The 18,299-nt window shown below is 61.0% G+C and carries 10 protein-coding genes; 2 read left to right on the top strand and 8 right to left on the bottom strand.

What is annotated here, in order from left to right:
* Positions 1-85: 85 nt before the first annotated feature.
* The 5 genes from adeC to GYM54_RS15930 all read right to left on the bottom strand — a co-directional run bounded on the left by adeC (position 86) and on the right by GYM54_RS15930 (position 7,184).
* Positions 86-1,513 carry an AdeC/AdeK/OprM family multidrug efflux complex outer membrane factor gene (gene adeC / locus GYM54_RS15950; RefSeq protein ID WP_181099553.1) on the bottom strand — a complete coding sequence of 476 codons (1,428 nt, stop codon included), beginning with the start codon at positions 1,511-1,513 and terminating at the stop codon, positions 86-88.
* Complete coding sequence (locus GYM54_RS15945) at positions 1,510-4,647, bottom strand: efflux RND transporter permease subunit (protein WP_181099551.1); 3,138 nt, start codon at positions 4,645-4,647, stop codon at positions 1,510-1,512. The genes adeC and GYM54_RS15945 overlap by 4 nt, the downstream gene beginning before the upstream one ends.
* 24 nt (positions 4,648-4,671) lie before the next feature.
* Positions 4,672-5,799 (bottom strand): efflux RND transporter periplasmic adaptor subunit, encoded by a 1,128-nt coding sequence (locus GYM54_RS15940; RefSeq protein WP_131649538.1) that lies wholly within the window; start codon positions 5,797-5,799, stop codon positions 4,672-4,674.
* Positions 5,800-6,031: 232 nt separating this feature from the next.
* Positions 6,032-6,607: a YceI family protein gene (locus GYM54_RS15935; protein ID WP_131649537.1), complete on the bottom strand. Its 576-nt coding sequence runs from the start codon at positions 6,605-6,607 to the stop codon at positions 6,032-6,034.
* A gap of 22 nt (positions 6,608-6,629) precedes the next feature.
* Positions 6,630-7,184 carry a cytochrome b gene (locus GYM54_RS15930; RefSeq protein ID WP_131649536.1) on the bottom strand — a complete coding sequence of 185 codons (555 nt, stop codon included), beginning with the start codon at positions 7,182-7,184 and terminating at the stop codon, positions 6,630-6,632.
* A gap of 167 nt (positions 7,185-7,351) precedes the next feature.
* On the opposite strand from GYM54_RS15930, the gene GYM54_RS15925 reads away from it, so the two are divergent.
* On the top strand, positions 7,352-8,758 hold the full coding sequence (locus tag GYM54_RS15925; RefSeq protein ID WP_131649535.1) for an adenosylmethionine--8-amino-7-oxononanoate transaminase: 1,407 nt from the start codon (positions 7,352-7,354) through the stop codon (positions 8,756-8,758).
* Positions 8,759-8,844: 86 nt separating this feature from the next.
* The gene (locus GYM54_RS15920; protein WP_181099546.1) at positions 8,845-9,561 is read left to right on the top strand and encodes a 16S rRNA (uracil(1498)-N(3))-methyltransferase; all 717 of its coding nucleotides are present in this window, start codon (positions 8,845-8,847) and stop codon (positions 9,559-9,561) included.
* A gap of 73 nt (positions 9,562-9,634) precedes the next feature.
* Here the strand turns inward: GYM54_RS15920 and GYM54_RS15915 are convergent, their stop codons facing one another.
* From GYM54_RS15915 to GYM54_RS15905, 3 genes are read right to left on the bottom strand one after another with little or no spacing between them, the layout of a single operon-like run.
* Positions 9,635-10,105, bottom strand: a complete 471-nt coding sequence (locus GYM54_RS15915) for a chemotaxis protein CheW (RefSeq protein ID WP_131649533.1) — start codon at positions 10,103-10,105, stop codon at positions 9,635-9,637.
* The gene (locus GYM54_RS15910; RefSeq protein WP_181099544.1) at positions 10,102-11,154 is read right to left on the bottom strand and encodes a chemotaxis protein CheB; all 1,053 of its coding nucleotides are present in this window, start codon (positions 11,152-11,154) and stop codon (positions 10,102-10,104) included. The genes GYM54_RS15915 and GYM54_RS15910 overlap by 4 nt, the downstream gene beginning before the upstream one ends.
* On the bottom strand, positions 11,147-18,298 hold the full coding sequence (locus GYM54_RS15905) for an Hpt domain-containing protein (RefSeq protein WP_197444971.1): 7,152 nt from the start codon (positions 18,296-18,298) through the stop codon (positions 11,147-11,149). The genes GYM54_RS15910 and GYM54_RS15905 overlap by 8 nt, the downstream gene beginning before the upstream one ends.
* Between the last annotated feature and the right edge of the window lies 1 nt (position 18,299).

The following is an 18,299-nucleotide window of genomic DNA, read 5'->3' as shown; positions in this document are numbered from 1 at the left end:
CAAGAACGCCGCCCTTCGGGGCGGCGTTCTTGTTTGTACAGCGGTGGGTAGGTGTCCGGCGGGCGCTGGCGCCCACCGAAGACGATCAGCCTTCGCCGGGAATCGGCTCGGCTTGCACGTCCCAACCGCCACCCAATGCCTTGAACAGATTGACCTCGCTGATCATCTGCGCCAGACGATCAGCGATGTACTGCTGCTGCACGTCGAACAGCTGGCGCTGAGCGTCGAGCAAGGTCAGGTAGCTATCCACGCCGGTGCGGTAACGTCGTTCCGCCAGGCGGAAATAATCTTCACTGGTATCCAGCAAGTCACGTTGAGCCTGGACCTGACGGGTATAGGTCGCCTGGGCGGCCAAGCCATCGGACACCTCACGAAATGCGGTCTGGATGGCCGTCTCGTACTGTGCAACCTGGATGTTACGGCTGATTTCCGCGTAATCGAGATTGGCGCGCAACTGCCCGGCATTGAAGATGGGCACGCTGATGCTCGGCGAGAACGTCCAATAGCTGGAGCCACCATCAAACAAGCCGGATAGCTCGCTGCTCGCCGTACCCGCCGCGCCGGTCAGGCTGATACGCGGAAAAAACGCCGCTCGGGCCGCGCCAATATTCGCATTTGCCGCCCTGAGCTGACGCTCGGCCTGAATGATGTCGGGACGCTTGTGGAGCAGGTCGGAAGGCAGGCCGATTGGCAGCACCGCCAGTTGCTCGCGTTCCAGATCGCCGGCAGCCGGAAGGCCGACGGGGATGTTCTGACCGAGAAGCAGGGTCAGCGCGTTACGGTCCTGAGCGACCTGGCGGGTATACTGTTCGATGCGCACCCGCGCCGTATCCACCGCACTGCGGGCCTGGCTGAGCTCAAGCGCCGAAGCGACGCCCACATCGAAGCTGTGCTGCGTCAATCCGAGGCTCTGCTCGTAGGTCTTCAGCGTGTCGCGGCTGACCTGAAGCAAGGCCTGATCAGCCTGCAGGGTCAACCAGGCGTTGGCGACACTGGCGATCAGGCTGATCTGCGTGCTGCGCTGCGCCGCTTCGGTCGCGAAGTATTCCTGCAGCGCCTGCTCACGCAGGCTGTCGAGACGGCCAAACAGATCCAGCTCCCAGGAGACGCCGAACGTCGCGCTGTACTGACTGCTGATGCCGCTCTGCCCGGTCTGGTTGAGATCGCCAGGTGTACGGGTGCGACTGCCGCTACCGTCGGCACTTACCAGCGGCAGCAGATCGGCGCGCTGGATGCGATACAACGCGCGATAGGCGTCGACGTTAAGTGCCGCGACCCGTAGATCACGGTTATTTTCCAGCGCCACTTCGATCAGCTGGCGCAGCGCGGGATCGCGGAAAAACGCTTCCCAGCCCAGATTGATCTGCTCCTGGGTCGCAGCAGATGTGCCCTCATAGGCTTCGCCTTCCGGCCAGCTGGCCGCCGTGGGCGCATCAGGGCGCTGATATTCGGGAATCAGCGAGCAACCACTAAGCGCTGTCAGCAGTGCAAGGGCCAGTACCGACTTGTTCATTGCGCATCTCCCTTCGGTTCTTCAGCGGCGTTTTTTTTACGCTCGCCCAGTGAAGACACCAGAACATAGAACAGCGGCACCCAGAAAATGACCAGCACCGTGGCCGTCACCATGCCGCCGATGACACCCGTACCGATAGCATGCGAACTGCCAGCACCCGCACCGCTCGCCAACGCCAGCGGTACCACGCCAAGGGTGAAGGCCAGCGAGGTCATGATGATTGGGCGCAGGCGCATGCGGCATGCCTGGACCGCCGCATCGAAGCGACTCATGCCTTGTTCGTGCAGATCCTTGGCGAACTCGACGATCAGAATCGCGTTCTTCGCGGTCAGACCGATGGTCGTCAGCAGACCCACCTGGAAGAACACGTCATTGGACAAACCGCGGCCCAGGGTCGCAAGCAGTGCGCCGATGACACCCAGCGGGACCACCAGCATCACCGCGAACGGAATCGACCAGCTTTCATAGAGCGCCGCCAGACAGAGGAACACCACCAGCAGCGACAGCGCGTAGAGCGCCGGCGCCTGATCGCCGGACAGGCGCTCCTCATAGGACAGTCCCGTCCAGGACACACCTACGCCTGACGGTAGCTGTTGCGCGAGGCGCTCGACCTCGGCCATCGCGTCACCCGTACTGTAACCCGGGGCCGCCTCACCGAGGATCTCCATCGCCGAAACGCCGTTGTAGCGCGACAGCTTGGGCGAGCCATAAACCCATTTGCCACTGCCGAACGCGCTGAACGGCACCATTTCACCTTGATCGTTGCGCACGAACCACTTGTCGAAGTCCTCCGGTCCCATGCGCGAAGGCGCCGCGCCCTGCATGTAGACCTTCTTCACCCGACCACGATCGATGAAGTCGTTGACATAGCTCGACCCCCAGCCAATCGACAGTGCACTGTTGATCTGGTCCAGGGAGATACCCAGCGTCCGGGCCTTCTCGTCATCGATCAGCAGCTGATACTGAGGCTCGTCGTTCAGGCCGTTCGGGCGTACCGCCTGCAGCACTGGGCTCTGCGCCGCCATCCCGAGGAACTGATTGCGCGCAGCCATCAGGGCTTCATGACCAAGGCCGGCGCGGTCCTGGAGGAAGAAGTTGAAGCCGGTGGCATTGCCGAGCTCCATGACCGCAGGCGGCGCGAAGGCGAACACCTGTGCATCTCGATAAATGGCGAAATGTTGCTGGGCGCGCTGCGCCAGAGCGAAGACGCTATCTTCGGCGTCCGGACGCTCATCCCAGGGCTTGAGTCCGATGAACGCCAATGCCGAATTCTGACCGCGGCCAGCGAAATTGAAGCCAGTGACAGTAAACACCGAGTTGACCACTTCACTTTCTTCGGTCAGCAGGTATTCGCGCATCGCATCGACGGTCTTCTGGGTACGCTCGGCGGTCGAACCCACCGGCGTCTGCACCTGGGCAAACAGCACGCCCTGATCTTCGTCCGGCAAAAACGCGCTGGGCAAACGACTAAACAGCACCGCCAGCGCCGCAACGATGACCAGATACACGATGATGAAGGGGATCTTGCGCTTCAGTACCGCAACGACACCCTTCTCGTAGCGGTTCACGCCGCGATCGAAGGTGCGGTTGAACCAACCGAAGAAGCCGCGCTTTTCGTGATGATGGCCCTTCTCGATCGGTTTGAGCATGGTCGCGCAAAGCGCTGGAGTGAAAATCAGCGCAACCAGTACCGACAGGGTCATCGCGGAGGCGATGGTGATCGAGAACTGCCGGTAAATGACGCCCGTAGAGCCGCCAAAGAAGGCCATCGGCAAGAACACGGCCGAAAGAACCAGACCGATACCGATCAGCGCGCCCTGGATCTGGACCATGGATTTGCGTGTCGCTTCCAGCGGCGACAGCCCCTCCTCGGCCATTACCCGTTCGACGTTTTCCACCACGACGATGGCATCGTCCACCAACAGGCCGATCGCCAGGACCATGGCGAACATGGTCAGGGTATTGACGCTGAAGCCAAACACTGCCAGCAGGCCGAACGTACCCAGCAGTACCACTGGCACCGCCAGCGTTGGAATCAGCGTTGCGCGGAAGTTCTGCAGGAACAGGTACATCACCAGGAACACCAGCACGATGGCTTCGAACAGGGTGTGCACTACGTTGGTAATGGACGTCGAGACTACCGGGGACGTGTCGTACGGATAGACGATTTCCATCCCCGCAGGGAAGAAAGGCTGCAAGTCACTGATGGTCTGGCGTACCGCTTTGGCGGTGTCCAGCGCGTTGGCGCCGGTGGCCAGTTTGATGCCAATACCGGCAGCCGGCATGCCGTTGTAGAGCGCGGTGATGGCTGCGCGCTCGGCGCCCAGTTCGACCCTGGCGACATCCTTCAGACGTACCTGGGAGCCGTCACCGTTGACCTTCAACAAAATCTCGCGGAACTGCTCGGGCGTTTGCAGACGCGTCTTGCCGATGATGGTGGCGCTCAGTTGCTGCCCGGGAACCGCTGGCAACCCACCAAATTGGCCGGCGGAGACCTGTACGTTCTGGGTGCGGATCGCATTGGCGACGTCGGTCGGCGTGAGCTGGAAGTTGTTCAGCTTGGCCGGATCCAGCCAGATGCGCATGGCGTACTGCGAACCGAACACCTGGAAATCGCCCACCCCGTTGGTACGCGACAAGGGGTCCTGGATGTTGGAGACGATATAGTCGGCCAGGTCGCTCTGGTTCATGCTGCCGTCCGCCGAGACGACGCCGACCACCATCAGGAAGTTTCGAACGGCCTTGGTTACGCGGATGCCCTGCTGCTGGACTTCCTGCGGCAACAGGGGCGTGGCGAGCTGCAGTTTGTTCTGCACCTGAACCTGGGCGATGTCCGGATCGGTGCCCTGGTTGAAGGTAATGGTGATCGTCATGCTGCCGTCGGAGTTGCTCTCCGAGGAGATGTAGCGCAGACCGTCGATACCATTCATCTGCTGCTCGATGACCTGCACCACGGTATCCTGGACCGTCTGTGCCGAGGCACCGGGATAGCTCACGGAAATGCCGACCGCAGGTGGAGCAATGCTGGGGTACTGGTTGACCGGAAGACCAAGGATCGCCAGCCCCCCGGCAAGCATGATCACCAGGGCAATTACCCAGGCGAAGATGGGACGATCGATAAAGAATCTGGACATTAGGTGATAATCCTTGGCTCAGCCTTACTGGGCTTGTGGCTGGGCAGACGCAACGTTTGAAGCCGGCACGGCCTTGACTTCGATACCAGGCTGAATGAACTGCAGCCCCTCGGTGATCAGGCGATCTCCGGCATTCAACCCTTCATTGATCAGCCAGCGATTACCAACGGTACGAGAAGCCACGACCTGGCGGAGCTCGACCTTGTTCTCCGCGTTGACGACCAGTGCCGTCGCATTGCCATTAGGCGTACGGGTAATGCCCTGCTGCGGCGCCAGGATGGCTTCGCTTTTCACCCCGGCGACCAGTTGCGCATGAACGAACATGCCGGGCAGCAGCACTTTGTCGGGGTTTGGGAACACGGCGCGAAGCACCACGGAACCGGTGCCGGCATCCACGGATACTTCAGAAAATTCGAGCGTGCCTTCGTGGCTGTACTCGGTGCCGTCTTCCAGAGTCAGCGTCACCTTGGCGGCGTTCTCACCGGCTTTTTCCAAGCGGCCTTCCGCAAGATCGCGACGCAGATTGAGCAGTTCCCGGGCCGGCTGGGTCACATCGACATAGATTGGATCCAGTTGCTGGATGATCGCCATCTCCTGAGCCTGGCCATTATTCACCAGCGCACCCTCAGTTACAGCCGAGCGGCCTATGCGTCCCGAAATCGGCGCCAGCACCTTGGTATAGCGCAGATTGATGCGTGCCTGCTCCAGATTGGCTTCGGCTTGCAGGCTGGTCGCCCGCGCCTCGTCGTAAGCCTGCTTGCTCACCGCTTGCTCTTCGACCAGCAACGCGTAGCGATCGGATAGCGACTTGGCAGAGGCCAGGCTGGCCTGGGCGCTCTTGTATGCAGCCTGATAAACCGAATCATCGATCTGGTAGAGCTGCTGTCCGGCCTTGACGTCACGGCCCTCGGTGAACAAGCGCTTCTGAATGATCCCATCTACCTGAGGCCGGACCTCAGCGATGCGATAGGGTTGAGCCCGACCGGGCAGCTCGGTAGTCAGCGCAAAAGACTCGGCCTCAAGCGTCACCACTCCGACTTGAGGCGTCTCCTGCGCGGCAGGTACCGCTGCCTGTTCGTCCTGGCAGCCTACGAGCAGTGTTGCCACGGCGAAAAGAGAGATCAATGCAGCGCTGGCCGACTTGATGGACATTGGGAACCTCGTTGAACAGGCAAACCAGGAAAGCGGACGCCCCTGGGCCAGATAATGATGGCAGAATGCGGCGAATATACTTACATGCACGACTGTTTGTAAATAGCCGATAGTGCTTTAACCCGGCTACAGCAGCCCATACAAGCCAACTGCAACCTGCTTCCAGCCGCCCCGCCCGCTGGCCGAAAAGCAAAACGCCGGCTTGCGCCGGCGTGGTTTTACACGTGTTCTATTACTGACGAACACCTTCGACCGAGATGATCAGATCCACGGTCTGCGATGCCGGACCCAAGTCCATCTTGATGTCGAAATCTTTCAGTTTCAAGGTCGTGGTGCCTTCGAAACCGGCGCGATAGCCGCCCCATGGATCCTTACCTTCACCAATGAACTTGGCAGAGATCACGACCGGCTTGGTCACGCCATTAAGAGTCAGGTCGCCCGTGATATCGGCAGTACCTTCGCCAGTCGGCTTCACCGAAGTGGACTCGAAGGTCGCGGTCGGGTGCTCGGAGACATTGAGGAAGTCCTCGCTGCGCAGGTGCTTGTCACGCTCGGCATGGTTCGAGTCGACACTGTCGGTCTGCAGAGTCACCTCGACCTTGCTGGCTTCCGGCTGCGCGGCATCGAAGCTGAAGCTGCCCTCGAAATCCTTGAAGGTGCCCCACAGCCAGCTGTAGCCAAGGTGGCTGATTTTGAAATTGACGAAGGCATGCTGGCCTTCCTTATCGATCACATAGTCGGCGGCCATCGCCTGTCCGGCGAAAAGCATCGAACCCAGGGTAAGTGCAGCAAAGGTTTTCTTGAGCATAGGAATTTTCCTTTGAGTGAGATTAGTCATCGGCGCGGCCGAACATCCGTTTCAGAGTCGGATCGCGATCGATGAAGTGGTGCTTGAGTGCCGCCAGGGCATGCAGACCGGCAAAGATCAGCAGGCCCCAGGCCAGATATTCATGAACCAGGCCGGCGATATCCTCCTGTTTCGGAATCGAAGTGATCAGCGCGGGCACCTCGAACCAACCGAACACCCCGATTGGTCGCCCATCGGCAGTGGAAATCAGGTAACCGGAGATCATCAGGGCGAACAAACCGATATAGAGGACGCCATGTCCCACCTTCGTCGCAAGACGTGTCATACGACCGTGGCTCTGCAACGGAGCGGGACCGTCGCTGACGAATCGCCAGGCGACCCGAACCACCATCAGAGCAAGCAGCAATAGTCCGACACTTTTGTGAATATCCGGAGCCGTGCGGTACCAGCTGCTGTAATAGGTCAGCCCGACCATCCAGTAACCCAACGCGAACAAGCCAACCATGGCAATCGCAACCAGCCAATGCAGCAGGATGCTGACGAGGCCATAGTTGGTGGATGAGTTTCGCCATTGCATCGACGGGTCTCCGGAATTGAGGTGAGGCAAGCCTAACGAGTAACCGATCGAAGTAGAGCGTATTTTTTCGTTGCAAAATATCGAACAGGTTGATGTTTCCGTCCGCCTCCCTAAAGCCGGCATTACTTCTGCTAGGCTGCGCCGTCTCACCTGTACGAGGAACGATGATGAGCCTGAACGACAGCTGGATGCAGCGCGACCTTGCCGTTCTCTGGCACCCCTGCACCCAGATGAAGGATCACGAACAGCTGCCCCTGATTCCGATCCGGCGCGGCGATGGCGTCTGGCTGGAAGATTTCGACGGCAAGCGCTACCTCGACGCGGTCAGCTCCTGGTGGGTCAACGTGTTCGGCCACGCCAACCAGCGCATCAATCAGCGCATCAAGGATCAGCTCGACCAGTTGGAGCACGTGATGCTCGCCGGGTTCAGCCATCAACCGGTGGTCGAACTGTCCGAGCGCCTGGTACAGATTACGCCGCCAGGTCTCGATCGAGTGTTCTACACCGACAACGGCTCGACCGGTATCGAGGTTGCGCTCAAGATGAGCTTTCACTACTGGCGCAACAGTGGGCAGCCGAACAAACAGCGCTTCGTCACCCTGACCAACAGTTACCACGGCGAAACCGTCGCGGCGATGTCCGTGGGCGACGTCGCGCTGTTCACCGACACTTACAAACCGCTGCTGCTGGACACCTTCAAGGTGCCAAGCCCCGACTGCTATCTGCGTCCCGATGGCATGCACTGGGAAGAACATTCGCGCAATATGTTCGCGCACATGGAGCAGACCCTGGCCGATCATCACCGTGAAATCGCGGCGGTGATCGTCGAGCCGCTGATCCAGGGCGCGGGCGGCATGCGCATGTACCATCCGGTCTATCTGCAGCTGCTGCGCGAAGCCTGCGATCGCTACGATGTGCACCTGATCCACGATGAGATCGCCGTCGGCTTCGGACGCACCGGAACCATGTTCGCCTGCGAACAGGCCGGCATCACGCCCGACTTCTTGTGCCTGTCCAAGGCGCTCACTGGCGGCTACCTGCCGATGGCCGCCGTGCTGACCACCGACAAGCTATATCAGGCGTTCTACGATGATTACTCGACGTTGCGCGCCTTCCTCCATTCGCATACCTACACCGGCAACCCACTGGCTTGCGCTGCGGCGCTGGCGACGCTGGATATATTCGAGCAGGACCGGGTGATCGAAGCGAACAAAACGCTGGCGGCGCGCATGGCAACGGCCACCGCGCACCTGGCCGATCACCCGCAGGTTGCTGAAGTCAGACAGACCGGTATGGCCGTCGCTATCGAGATGGTCGCCGACAAAGCCAGCAAGACGCCCTATCCGTGGCAGGAACGGCGCGGCCTCAAGGTCTACCAGCATGCGCTGCAGCGCGGCGCCCTGCTGCGCCCACTCGGTAGCGTCGTGTACTTCCTGCCGCCCTACACTATCACCGAAGAGCAGATCGACTTTCTCGCCGAAGTCGCCACCGAGGGCATCGACATAGCCACCCGGGCCTCGGTCACCGTAGCCGTGGCGCCCGGCGCTCCTGCGAACTTTCACGATCCGGGCTGACGCCCGGGTGGCAAGCCAAGCACTGCTAGCAGGACGGTAGATGCTTTAAACTTGCCGGTCCCAACTTGCCGCTCGCAGCTGCTCTCATGCGCCTATCCCGCTTCTTCGTCGACACCCCGCTCTCCCTCGGCCAGCACGAACTGCCCGAGGCCCAGGCCCATTACATCGGTCGAGTGCTGCGCCTCTCGCCGGGCGCGGCCGTGCAATTATTCGACGGCAGCGGCCGGGAGTATCAAGGCGAACTAGTCGAGGTTGGCAAGAAGCAGGTGCGGGTAGAGCTGCATGAACAACTCGTCGGTCTGCCCGAATCGCGACTGCGAATTCACCTTGGTCAAGGCCTGTCGCGTGGAGAGCGGATGGACTGGGCGATCCAGAAGGCCATTGAGCTGGGCGTTGCGGAAATCACCCCTATTGTCAGCGAGCGCTGCGAAGTGCGGCTGAAGGATGAGCGGGCCGACAAGCGCCTGGCTCATTGGCACCAAGTCGCCATCAGCGCTTGCGAGCAGTGTGGGCGCTCGGTCATTCCAGTGATCCATCCACCCGCGCCACTTGCGCAATGGCTCGCCGTGGAGGCCGAGCTGAAGCTGGTCCTGCATCCTGTCGCCGAACCACTGGCACGCCATGAACAACCAGGCTCTCTGGCATTTCTGATCGGCCCTGAAGGTGGACTGAGCGATACGGAAGTCGAGCAGGCGCGCGCCGCCGGGTTCCATCCTGCCCGCCTCGGCCCTCGCGTGCTGCGCACCGAAACCGCACCTGTCGTCGCCCTGAGCGTAGCGCAGCAGTTGTGGGGGGATTTTTAAGCTGCAGCTGCAAGCTGTTCAGCGCCATCTACTTGAAGCTCACGGCTTGAAGCTCACCGCTGCTTTTATAGCGTCAGACCAACCCCGCATCAGCCAGCTTCTGCTCCAGCGCGACCAGGTCCGGAATTCTCGCCTGTACGTCGCCGAGGTTCACCACGTCCAGCTCCAGCGGAGCCGGCACGATGTCCGAACGCGCCAGGCTCGGGTCAACCTTGACCGAGCGAGGGATGCCCTGCACCAGCAACGCAATGAATCTCACATGATCACGTCCGCCCACGGCGTTGAGTACCGCCACCCGAGCCCGCGATCCCGTTTCCGGTTGGCCATCGGACGCCGCCTCGAACGATAGTAGCGGCAGAGTCAAATCTCGCCACGACACCTGTCCGAGAAACCAGGCCGGGGCGTCCTGGGCTGGCTGCGGCGCGCGATAAGGGATCAGCTCGGCAACGGCGACGTTAGGTAACAGTAGCGTCCGGTCGGCCAGTGGCACCAAAAGACCGGTGATGCTGGCGGGCGTATCCTGAGCGATAGCGGATTGACTCATAAGTTATCCATTTGCAAAGCCGCAACGGGCGGGCGAGCCTGCTGCAAAAAATGATTGACCAGCGCTTGGGCCAGTTCGCGTGGGTCGCCGCTGAACGAGCTGTAGCCGCCTTCGCGAAGGCTGTCCGGCATGCTGGAGCAAACGCAGGAATCGGCACGCTGGGTCCAGACACGGCCACCCTGACGTAGTACATAAGCCGCCGCGGCGTTGCCATCGCTGCCCATGCCGCTAAAGGCGATCACGCCGCAACGGCTGCCGAACTGCTGCGCCAGATTGAGCATCATCTGATCGATGGAAGGGCTGTAGGGCTCGGGCCAGCTACGGCCACTGAGCAGCATGGCGCCATCCCTGTCGAAACCCATTTCCTGACCGATGGGCGCTACCACGACTTCGCCGCAGCGAATCGAGTCGCGCTGCCGGCTCTGGTTGACGCTCCATTGGCTGTGCCGTCCGACTACTTGCGACAGTGCCGACTCGAAACTGGCCTCGATGTGCTGGGCGTAGACGAAACCAACGGGCAAGCCTGCCGGTAGCGCATCGAGAAAGGCCTTTACCGCCTCAGGTCCACCTAACGAAGCCGCCAGCAACCAGACCTCTTGGGCCGGTTGGCCCGCTACCGGATTGGCATTTGCCAAGGCCGCGGGTAATTCCAGGCAAGCGGGACGCTCCGCATCCCCACGCAGCCCTTCAAGACGAGGGCCGACGACCCTCGACGGATCACCGACAAGTCGCTTCAGCTTGCCGAACAAGCGCCGCTCCCAACGCGGATAGTGCTCGGAATGACGCTCTGGCGCATGGCCTTCGCCGAACAGTACTGGACAACTGTCCCGCTCGAGCAGGGCGTTGACCAGCGGCGAATCTTCCGTCTGCGCCAGATCAACCAGCCACAAATCGGCTTCCACCGCTGTCAGGTCCGCATCTTCCAGCCGTGCTGGATCGCTGTTCAGCACCACTTGGTATCCGTTGGCACTCAAGGCTTGCTGCAGCACATGGCGCTGCAACGAAGTATCGGCGATCACGCCGATGCGTGCCGCGGTAACGTCACTCATGACGCGTGACCAGTTGCTGGATGGCCTCGAGTAGCAGGGATTCCTGATACGGCTTGCCCAGATACTCGTTTACACCGATGCCCATTGCTCGATCCCTGTGCTTTTCACCGGTTCGCGAGGTAATCATGATGATCGGCAGATCCTTCAGCTGCTCATCGTGACGCACCAGGGTCGCCACTTCGAAACCGTCCATCCGCGGCATTTCGATGTCCAGCAGCATGATGTCCGGCTTGCGTTCCTGCAGCTGCGTGATCGCATCGACACCATCCTTGGCAGTCATGACGTTCATGCCGTTGCGCTCGAGCAAGCGGCTGGTGACCTTGCGCACGGTAACCGAGTCGTCGACGACCATGACCAGCGTCGGTCGATCGACTTCGGTCTCGACCGGCTCGTCATTGCTCAGCAACCGAAGCGGTTGTTGCTGCGTGAGCAGATGCGCATGCAACACACGGATGGTCGCGAGCAAGTCGAGAATCACCACCACGCGACCATCACCCAGAATGGTCGCACCGGAGATGCCCGGAACCGTGGCGAATTGCGGGCCAAGACTCTTCACCACGATCTCGCGGGAGCCGGCGAGGCTATCGACCTGTACCGCCACGCTGTGCTCGTTCGAGCGCACCAGAATCACCGGGAGAGGCAGGCTCTGACCAACCAGCTTGGGTCGCTGTCCGTTATTCAGCAGCTCGCCGAGATAACGCAGCTCGTATGTCTGACCTGCGTACTCGAAGCGCGACGCGCCCGGCTGGTAGTAGGCCTCCAGCTCGTATGGCGACACACGCACGATACCCTCGATCGTGTTCAGCGGGATTGCATAAAGGTCTTCGCCGGAATACACCATCAGCGCCCGGTTGACCGATACGGTGAATGGCAGGCGGATCAGAAAGCGCGTGCCACTGCCAAGCGTCGACTCGATGCTCATGGAGCCGCCGAGCTGTTTGACTTCCGAGTGCACCACGTCCATGCCGACACCGCGGCCGGATATCTGCGTTACCTGTTCGGCAGTGGAGAACCCTGCCTCGAGGATGAACTGCAGGATCTCATGGTCCGACAGATCATTACCGGGCACCATCAGGCCCCGCTCCAACGCCTTGCGTCGCACGGCTTCCAGATTGATACCCGCGCCATCGTCGCTCAGCGAGAGAACGATGTCGCCGCCTTCGCGCGTCAGATCCAGACGGATGTTGCCCTGTTCGGGCTTGCCTGCGGCCGCGCGCTTAACCGCGGTTTCGATACCGTGATCTACGGCGTTACGCAGCATGTGCTCAAGCGGCGCAACGATCCGCTCGAGAACGCTGCGGTCCATCTCCCCCGTTGCGTTGCCGACGTGGAATTCAACCTGCTTGCCCAGTTCACCGGCGACCTGCCGAACGATTCGACGCAAGCGCGGCACCAGTCGGTCGAAGGGCACCATGCGAGTGCGCATGAGTCCTTCCTGGAGTTCCGTATTTACCCGTGCCTGCTGCAGCAGCAAGGTTTCAGCATCGCGATTACGCGCGGCCAGGGTTTCCTTTAGATCCAGCAAGTCGGAAGCCGACTCGAACAAGGCGCGGGAGAGCTGCTGGAGCTGCGAGTGGCGGTCCATTTCAAGCGGATCGAAATCGTCGTAGCCCGCGCGCTCTGCCTCGGCCTGATAACGGCTGAGAATTTGCGCCTGGGTTTCGGTATCCAACCGCCGCAGCTGGTCGCGAACCCGCTCGATGGTGGCTTCCATTTCGCTCAGCGTGAAACCGACGTCACTGACTTGCTGCTCGACCCGACCGCGGAAAATGGATGTTTCGCCGGCCAGGTTGACTAGCCCTTCGAGAAGCTCGGCCGGTACTTTGACTAGTTCCTGCGGCGCGCGACGTGATGCGGCATCCAGCGCCGCCTGTTCGGCCTTGCGGACGAACGGTAGTACCTTGGCTGGTGCATTGGTTGTCGGCGCCTGCACGCTGGCGGCGACGATCGGTGTTTCGAGCACGATAACCGAAGACTGCGGCTGATCTTCTTCAACACCTTCCGGCATTTGCTCAGTGAAAACGACGTCAGGCTCGCTCGACAACCGCGAACGCATCGATTCGACTTCCTTGAGCAACCCGTCGTAGCCGGCCTGTACATCAAGAAACAAGCTGTCCGTCCAGGACTCGCCCTGCAGCTGCGCCTCACCTAGCCTGTGCTCCAGGTCGTGCGCCATATCACCCAGGCGACCTTGAGCCGCTAGCCGCGCGCCACCCTTCAGCGTGTGCAGAACGCGCATCATGTCGGCCAAGGGCGCTACGCCATCACGCGTGGCTTCCCAGCGTCCCAGCGCGGACTCCATCTCTTCCAGCAGCTCATCAGCCTCTTCGACAAAAATGTCCAGAATCTCGGCTTCGGCGGCGTCCTGAGCCGAGGTCAAGGCGACACTGCTGGGCATGCTCAATTGCTCTTCCGGGTTCGCCCGGAAGCGCCGGATCGTTTCGATCAGGTCCAACCCGCTCGGCAGTTCGCGATAGGCGCGCACCGCATCGAGCATCGCCGCCAACCGGTCGTGGCAACTCTGCAGCAAAGTGAACAGGGACGGACTTGCCCGGTAACTACCGGCGCACAGCCCCTCGTATAGATACTCCAGCTCATGCGCAAGATCACCGATCTCACGGATGTCCGCCATTCGCGCGCCACCTTTGAGGGTGTGCAGATCCCGTTGTAGCGCTTCGACTTCGTACGTATTGTCGACGTCCTCCATCCAGCGCTGTAGCGATGCTCCGGCGCGTTCGATGATGTCGAAGCCTTCCTCCAGGAAGATCTCCGCCAGCTCAGGGTCACGCTCTTCCCAACTCTCTGCTGCTGTCTTGACGGGCTCCGCCATCTCTGTCGGCACCTGTTCCTCGGCAGTCTCGAACTGCTCGGGGTCCAGCTCATTGGCCGCGAGTTGCAACGCGTCCTCGTCCGAAATTTCGGGTTCGAAAGCGAAGGCTTCGTCCGATGGAGCTTCGGTTTCAACCTGGCCGATATCCATGCCGGCCGTCGCATCGGTCCGATCCGCCGGCTCACTGGCCGAAAGCAGGAAGCCATCCGCGGGGAGTTCCGGCAACTGATCCACACCCGTGACTACCGGTTCTTCGCACGTGAAAGCACCACTTTCGAACGTCGGCGTAACGCCTTGCCGATAGGCTCGAACATGCTCGATTAGCTCCGCAGCGGCGTCCATCGGCCTGCGTGCTTGCAGTTGTTCCAACTGCACCGCCAGATGATCGTGACTGCGCTGCAGCAGCGCGGCAAGATCGTCCGCATACACGTAGCGACCATCCGAAAGCCCTTCATAGAGGGTTTCAAGCTCATGGGCCAAATCGCCGATCGGACGGATCTCAGCCATCCGCGCGCCCCCCTTGAGGGTGTGCAGATCTCGCAATAGAGCAGATAGTGCCAATTGGTTAGTGGGGGTACCCAGCCAGCGCTCCAGCGCACCACCGGCACTTTCGAGCAGGTCGACCGCCTCATCGAGGAAGATGTCGACCATTTCCTCATTCAGGTCGTCCTCAACCAAGGATGTGTCGAGAGGCCAGGCTTCGGCTTCGGCTTCGGCTTCGGCAATATGCTCGGCGGCACTCTCGATAGCGGAAGGCGAGGCAGCGGTTTCCACTTGCATGTCATCAGCAGGGATTTCGTATGCGTGCGGGTCGATCGCCTCGGCGAGCAATTCTTCGAGACGGGCGACCAGTTCAGGCTGACCGGTAACCTGCAGACCGGCGGCAACCTGATCCATCATGCCAACCAGCGCCTCGTGAGCCTGCTCGACGTCATCGAAGAAGCGCCCGCTGATCGCGAGACGACCATCCTGTACTACGGCATACAGATTCAGCAGCACCTGACATAGCGCATCGATCTGCGGCAAGTCGGCCATTTGCGCACCACGGCCGAGCGTCGTCAGCTCTTCGAGCAGCGCAGTTAACTCCTGGCGCTCGGCAGGATGCTCGCGCCAGCGCTGCAACAGGTCTTCGGCATCCAGCAGAATGTTCATGCCTTCCGAGAGAAAGAGCGAGATCATGCCCGGATCCCGCGGCTCGCCCTGATCGTTGTCACCACGCTCGCTGGCAGCGTCCAGCCGAGCCTGATGCTGCGCATGGACTCGGGTGATGAACTCACTGGCCCCATCGATGGGCGCCAGCGGGTCGCGCTCAAGGTTCTCGAGCCCATGACGCAACAGCTGCTCCGCAGCGTGCAGCAATTCCGCCTCGGCCAGATCCATTGGAATCAGGTTGGCCTTGAATTCCTTGACCATTTTTTCCAGTGGAGTGGCAATCTCCGCCACTGGCAAGATTCCGGCCATGTGTGCGCTACCCTTGAGGGTATGCAACGCTCGCTGCAAGGCGTCGGTGACCGGCTGAGGCAGGCGTTGCGCACAGTCGGCGAGGAAGTCGACCAGCGTACCGAGATGGGCTTCCGCCTCGTTACGAAAGATCTCCAGCAACTGCGGATCGAGCATTTCTTTAGCTGCAGATTCCGGAGCCGGTGACTCATCGAGCGCTACGCCACCCTGCGGACCAGGGTCGATCGGCTGACCCTTAGCGAGCGCGTGGGCGTCGGCCGCTAACCGATCGACATCGTCGCGCTGACGCTGTGCCTTCGCTGCAAATTCTTCGACCAGGGCCGGCATCAGCGCGACCACATCGGCCACAAGTTTCTTCACGGGCTCACTGGCGTCGATGCTTCGGTCGAGAACGCGATTGAGCAGATTTTCCACAGACCAGGCGAGCTCGCCGATGATCAGTGCACGCACCATGCGTCCGCTGCCCTTGAGGGTATGGAAGGCTCGCCGCACTTCACCGAGCGCGCCCTTGTCGGTGGTATCGACGCACCAGCGTGGCAGGTGCTCGTCGATGGTTTCGAGCACTTCGGCTGCTTCCTCGATGAAGACTTCGAGCAGGTCTTCGTCGACCGGCTCCTCATCCTCAGGCGGTGGCAGCAAGCTTGGCGGAACGTTCTGTGCCGGAGGATTGATCGAGACGACCGGCGCAGCCATGACGTCTTCCATGCTCAACGCCGGTTCGACAACCGTCGGCTGCTCCATCAGCTCAGGCAGGATCACCTCTGGAATGTCGAGCTCTGCCATTTCGGCTTCGCTCCACTCCACCCCATAGCCGAGCGAGTCGCCGGCAGTCTGCTCGTCAACCAAGAGATCGTTGCTATCAGGAATGTTTTCCGGGGAGGACGCAAGCTCGGCGGTCTCGCCCGGCAGGTCGGCGACTTCGGGCTCGGCTAGATCCTCGGCAGAAGCTGCTCGTTCTTCGCCACTCCAATCGACGGCCGGCCAGGTAACGTCTGACAGTTGCCCATCAATCGATGCCTGTATCAGGGCATCGCCCTGACCCGACGGTTCATCTGCCAGCACATCCACCGCAGGTTCGGGCAACAGTATTTCGATTTCATCCAGCGGATCGGACAAATCGAGGTCCGCTTCACGACTGAATTCGTCGCGGGTATTCGGCATTGACTGCTCTCGCAGCGGATAGCCCAGCGTCTGCAGGCTCTCTTCGGCCACGTCGAGAATGAGATCGCCTTGCGAACCGCGATCCTCGCTAAGGCGCTCTAGGTAATATTCAACGCTGGTGATGGCATCGGCGAGCGTATCCAGACTCTGCCAGTCGGGGATCGCCTGTGGCTCGAGCAATTGCTCCTGAATATAGCGATTGCAGGCATCCAGCAAAGCAGCGGCCCGTGCAAGCGGGACCATCGCAAGCCCACCTCGTGACTGGGTCAGTAGTTCCGGCACGCGAGCCAGGTGCTGGTGATTCCACTGGGACGCGATGAATTCGATGATCGCATCCTTGGCCTGCTCGAGCCCCGTGCGCGCTTCGCGGATGACCAGTTGGTGGATCTGCGCGACATCCGTTGTCGGAAGATGACTTTCCTCCCGCCGTTCTTCGGGCGTGCCACCGACCATGCCAGACAGCGTCGCCTCGACGTACAGCAGCGCCCCCGCGACATCCATCAGCGCCGCATCGTCAGGCTGCTGCTGCCCTTGCATCAGGCTTTCGATCACCCCGATCTGATCGAGAATGATCCGGCGTGGCTGACCGAACCCCAACACCGCAAGCGTGTCGGCAATCTGCTTGAGCGGCGGCTGTAGCGCGCCAAGCTCGGTCACGCCCATGCGATCGCTGCGCACGAACAGATCCAGGCTGTCTTTTACCCGCACCAATTCTTCGCATAGCGCCGCTACAACCGAACGCATGGCGCCGCGATCCGGGCCTGACAGCTGTGCGCGCTCTTCATCGACTACAGTGCTGTCGGGCAGCGCATCGTCCAGGCTGTACTCGGCTTTCAAGGCCTGGATGCGCGGGGACTGGGTTGGCGCCTTGGCTATATAGAAAAGTAGATTTTTGGTCAGCTCGTCAGGTGCAGCCTGGTTGATACCATCGGCGCCTTGCGCGACAAGCCGCTTGAGTTCCTTGTCGACTTGGCGCAGCAGGTTTCGGACCGTGGTGCCGTTGACGACCGCGCCACTGGCCATCCCCTCGACCACACCCGATGCGACCCGCCACAACGCGCCCAGCGGGGCATCCTTGCAGAGCATTTCCAGGCGCGCGAACACCCGCGCCATATATCCCAGATTGGTAGGCAGGTCCTGGTTACGGATAACCCCGACCAATGCGACTTGCAGCATCTGCCGCAGCTTACGAAGCAGTCCTGGTAGATCGGCGGTTTGCCGCTGGGCCAGAAACTCATCCGCAAGCGCCGGTGCTCGGACAGTCATATTGGGCGAGAACAGGCTGGTCTCCGACAACAGCTTCTCGCCGCGCGCGGCACGCAGGTCGTTGAGCAACGGAAGCACGACCATCGGCAGGTCACGACGGGCGCTCTGAATACGGTCGAGGTACACCGGCATCTGCAGAATGGCCTGCATCAGCACTTCTAGCGCTTCGGTCTGGCTGGCGACGCGCTCATCCAGCAAGGCACTGGCAAGCTGCTCCATTTCTTCGGCAAGCAGCGCAGCACCGTAGAACTCGACCATTTGCAAGGTGCCGTGCACCTGATGCACATAGGTCAGGCAGAAGCGCATCCGTGTCGAGTCCTGTGGGTTTTCGACGAACGCTTCCAAGGCCTGCCGCGCCTGCTTCAGCGTTTCGGCAATTTCGCCCTTCACCCACTCCAGGGCGACATAATCGTGCCGATCACCCATA

Source organism: Pseudomonas sp. MTM4, from assembly GCF_019355055.1.
In the GTDB taxonomy this organism is placed as follows: Bacteria; Pseudomonadota; Gammaproteobacteria; order Pseudomonadales; family Pseudomonadaceae; genus Stutzerimonas.
This window is presented reverse-complemented; position numbering and strand designations above follow the sequence as displayed.

Bases quoted from the DNA above. Each gene is read 5' to 3' on its own strand.
- GYM54_RS15925 (WP_131649535.1), top strand. From the start codon at position 7,352: ATGAGCCTGAACGACAGCTGGATGCAGCGCGACCTTGCCGTTCTCTGG.
- GYM54_RS15945 (WP_181099551.1), bottom strand. From the start codon at position 4,647: ATGTCCAGATTCTTTATCGATCGTCCCATCTTCGCCTGGGTAATTGCC.
- adeC (WP_181099553.1), bottom strand. From the start codon at position 1,513: ATGAACAAGTCGGTACTGGCCCTTGCACTGCTGACAGCGCTTAGTGGT.
- GYM54_RS15905 (WP_197444971.1), bottom strand. From the start codon at position 18,298: ATGGGTGATCGGCACGATTATGTCGCCCTGGAGTGGGTGAAGGGCGAA.
- GYM54_RS15910 (WP_181099544.1), bottom strand. From the start codon at position 11,154: ATGAGTGACGTTACCGCGGCACGCATCGGCGTGATCGCCGATACTTCG.
- GYM54_RS15915 (WP_131649533.1), bottom strand. From the start codon at position 10,105: ATGAGTCAATCCGCTATCGCTCAGGATACGCCCGCCAGCATCACCGGT.
- GYM54_RS15930 (WP_131649536.1), bottom strand. From the start codon at position 7,184: ATGCAATGGCGAAACTCATCCACCAACTATGGCCTCGTCAGCATCCTG.
- GYM54_RS15940 (WP_131649538.1), bottom strand. From the start codon at position 5,799: ATGTCCATCAAGTCGGCCAGCGCTGCATTGATCTCTCTTTTCGCCGTG.
- GYM54_RS15935 (WP_131649537.1), bottom strand. From the start codon at position 6,607: ATGCTCAAGAAAACCTTTGCTGCACTTACCCTGGGTTCGATGCTTTTC.
- GYM54_RS15920 (WP_181099546.1), top strand. From the start codon at position 8,845: ATGCGCCTATCCCGCTTCTTCGTCGACACCCCGCTCTCCCTCGGCCAG.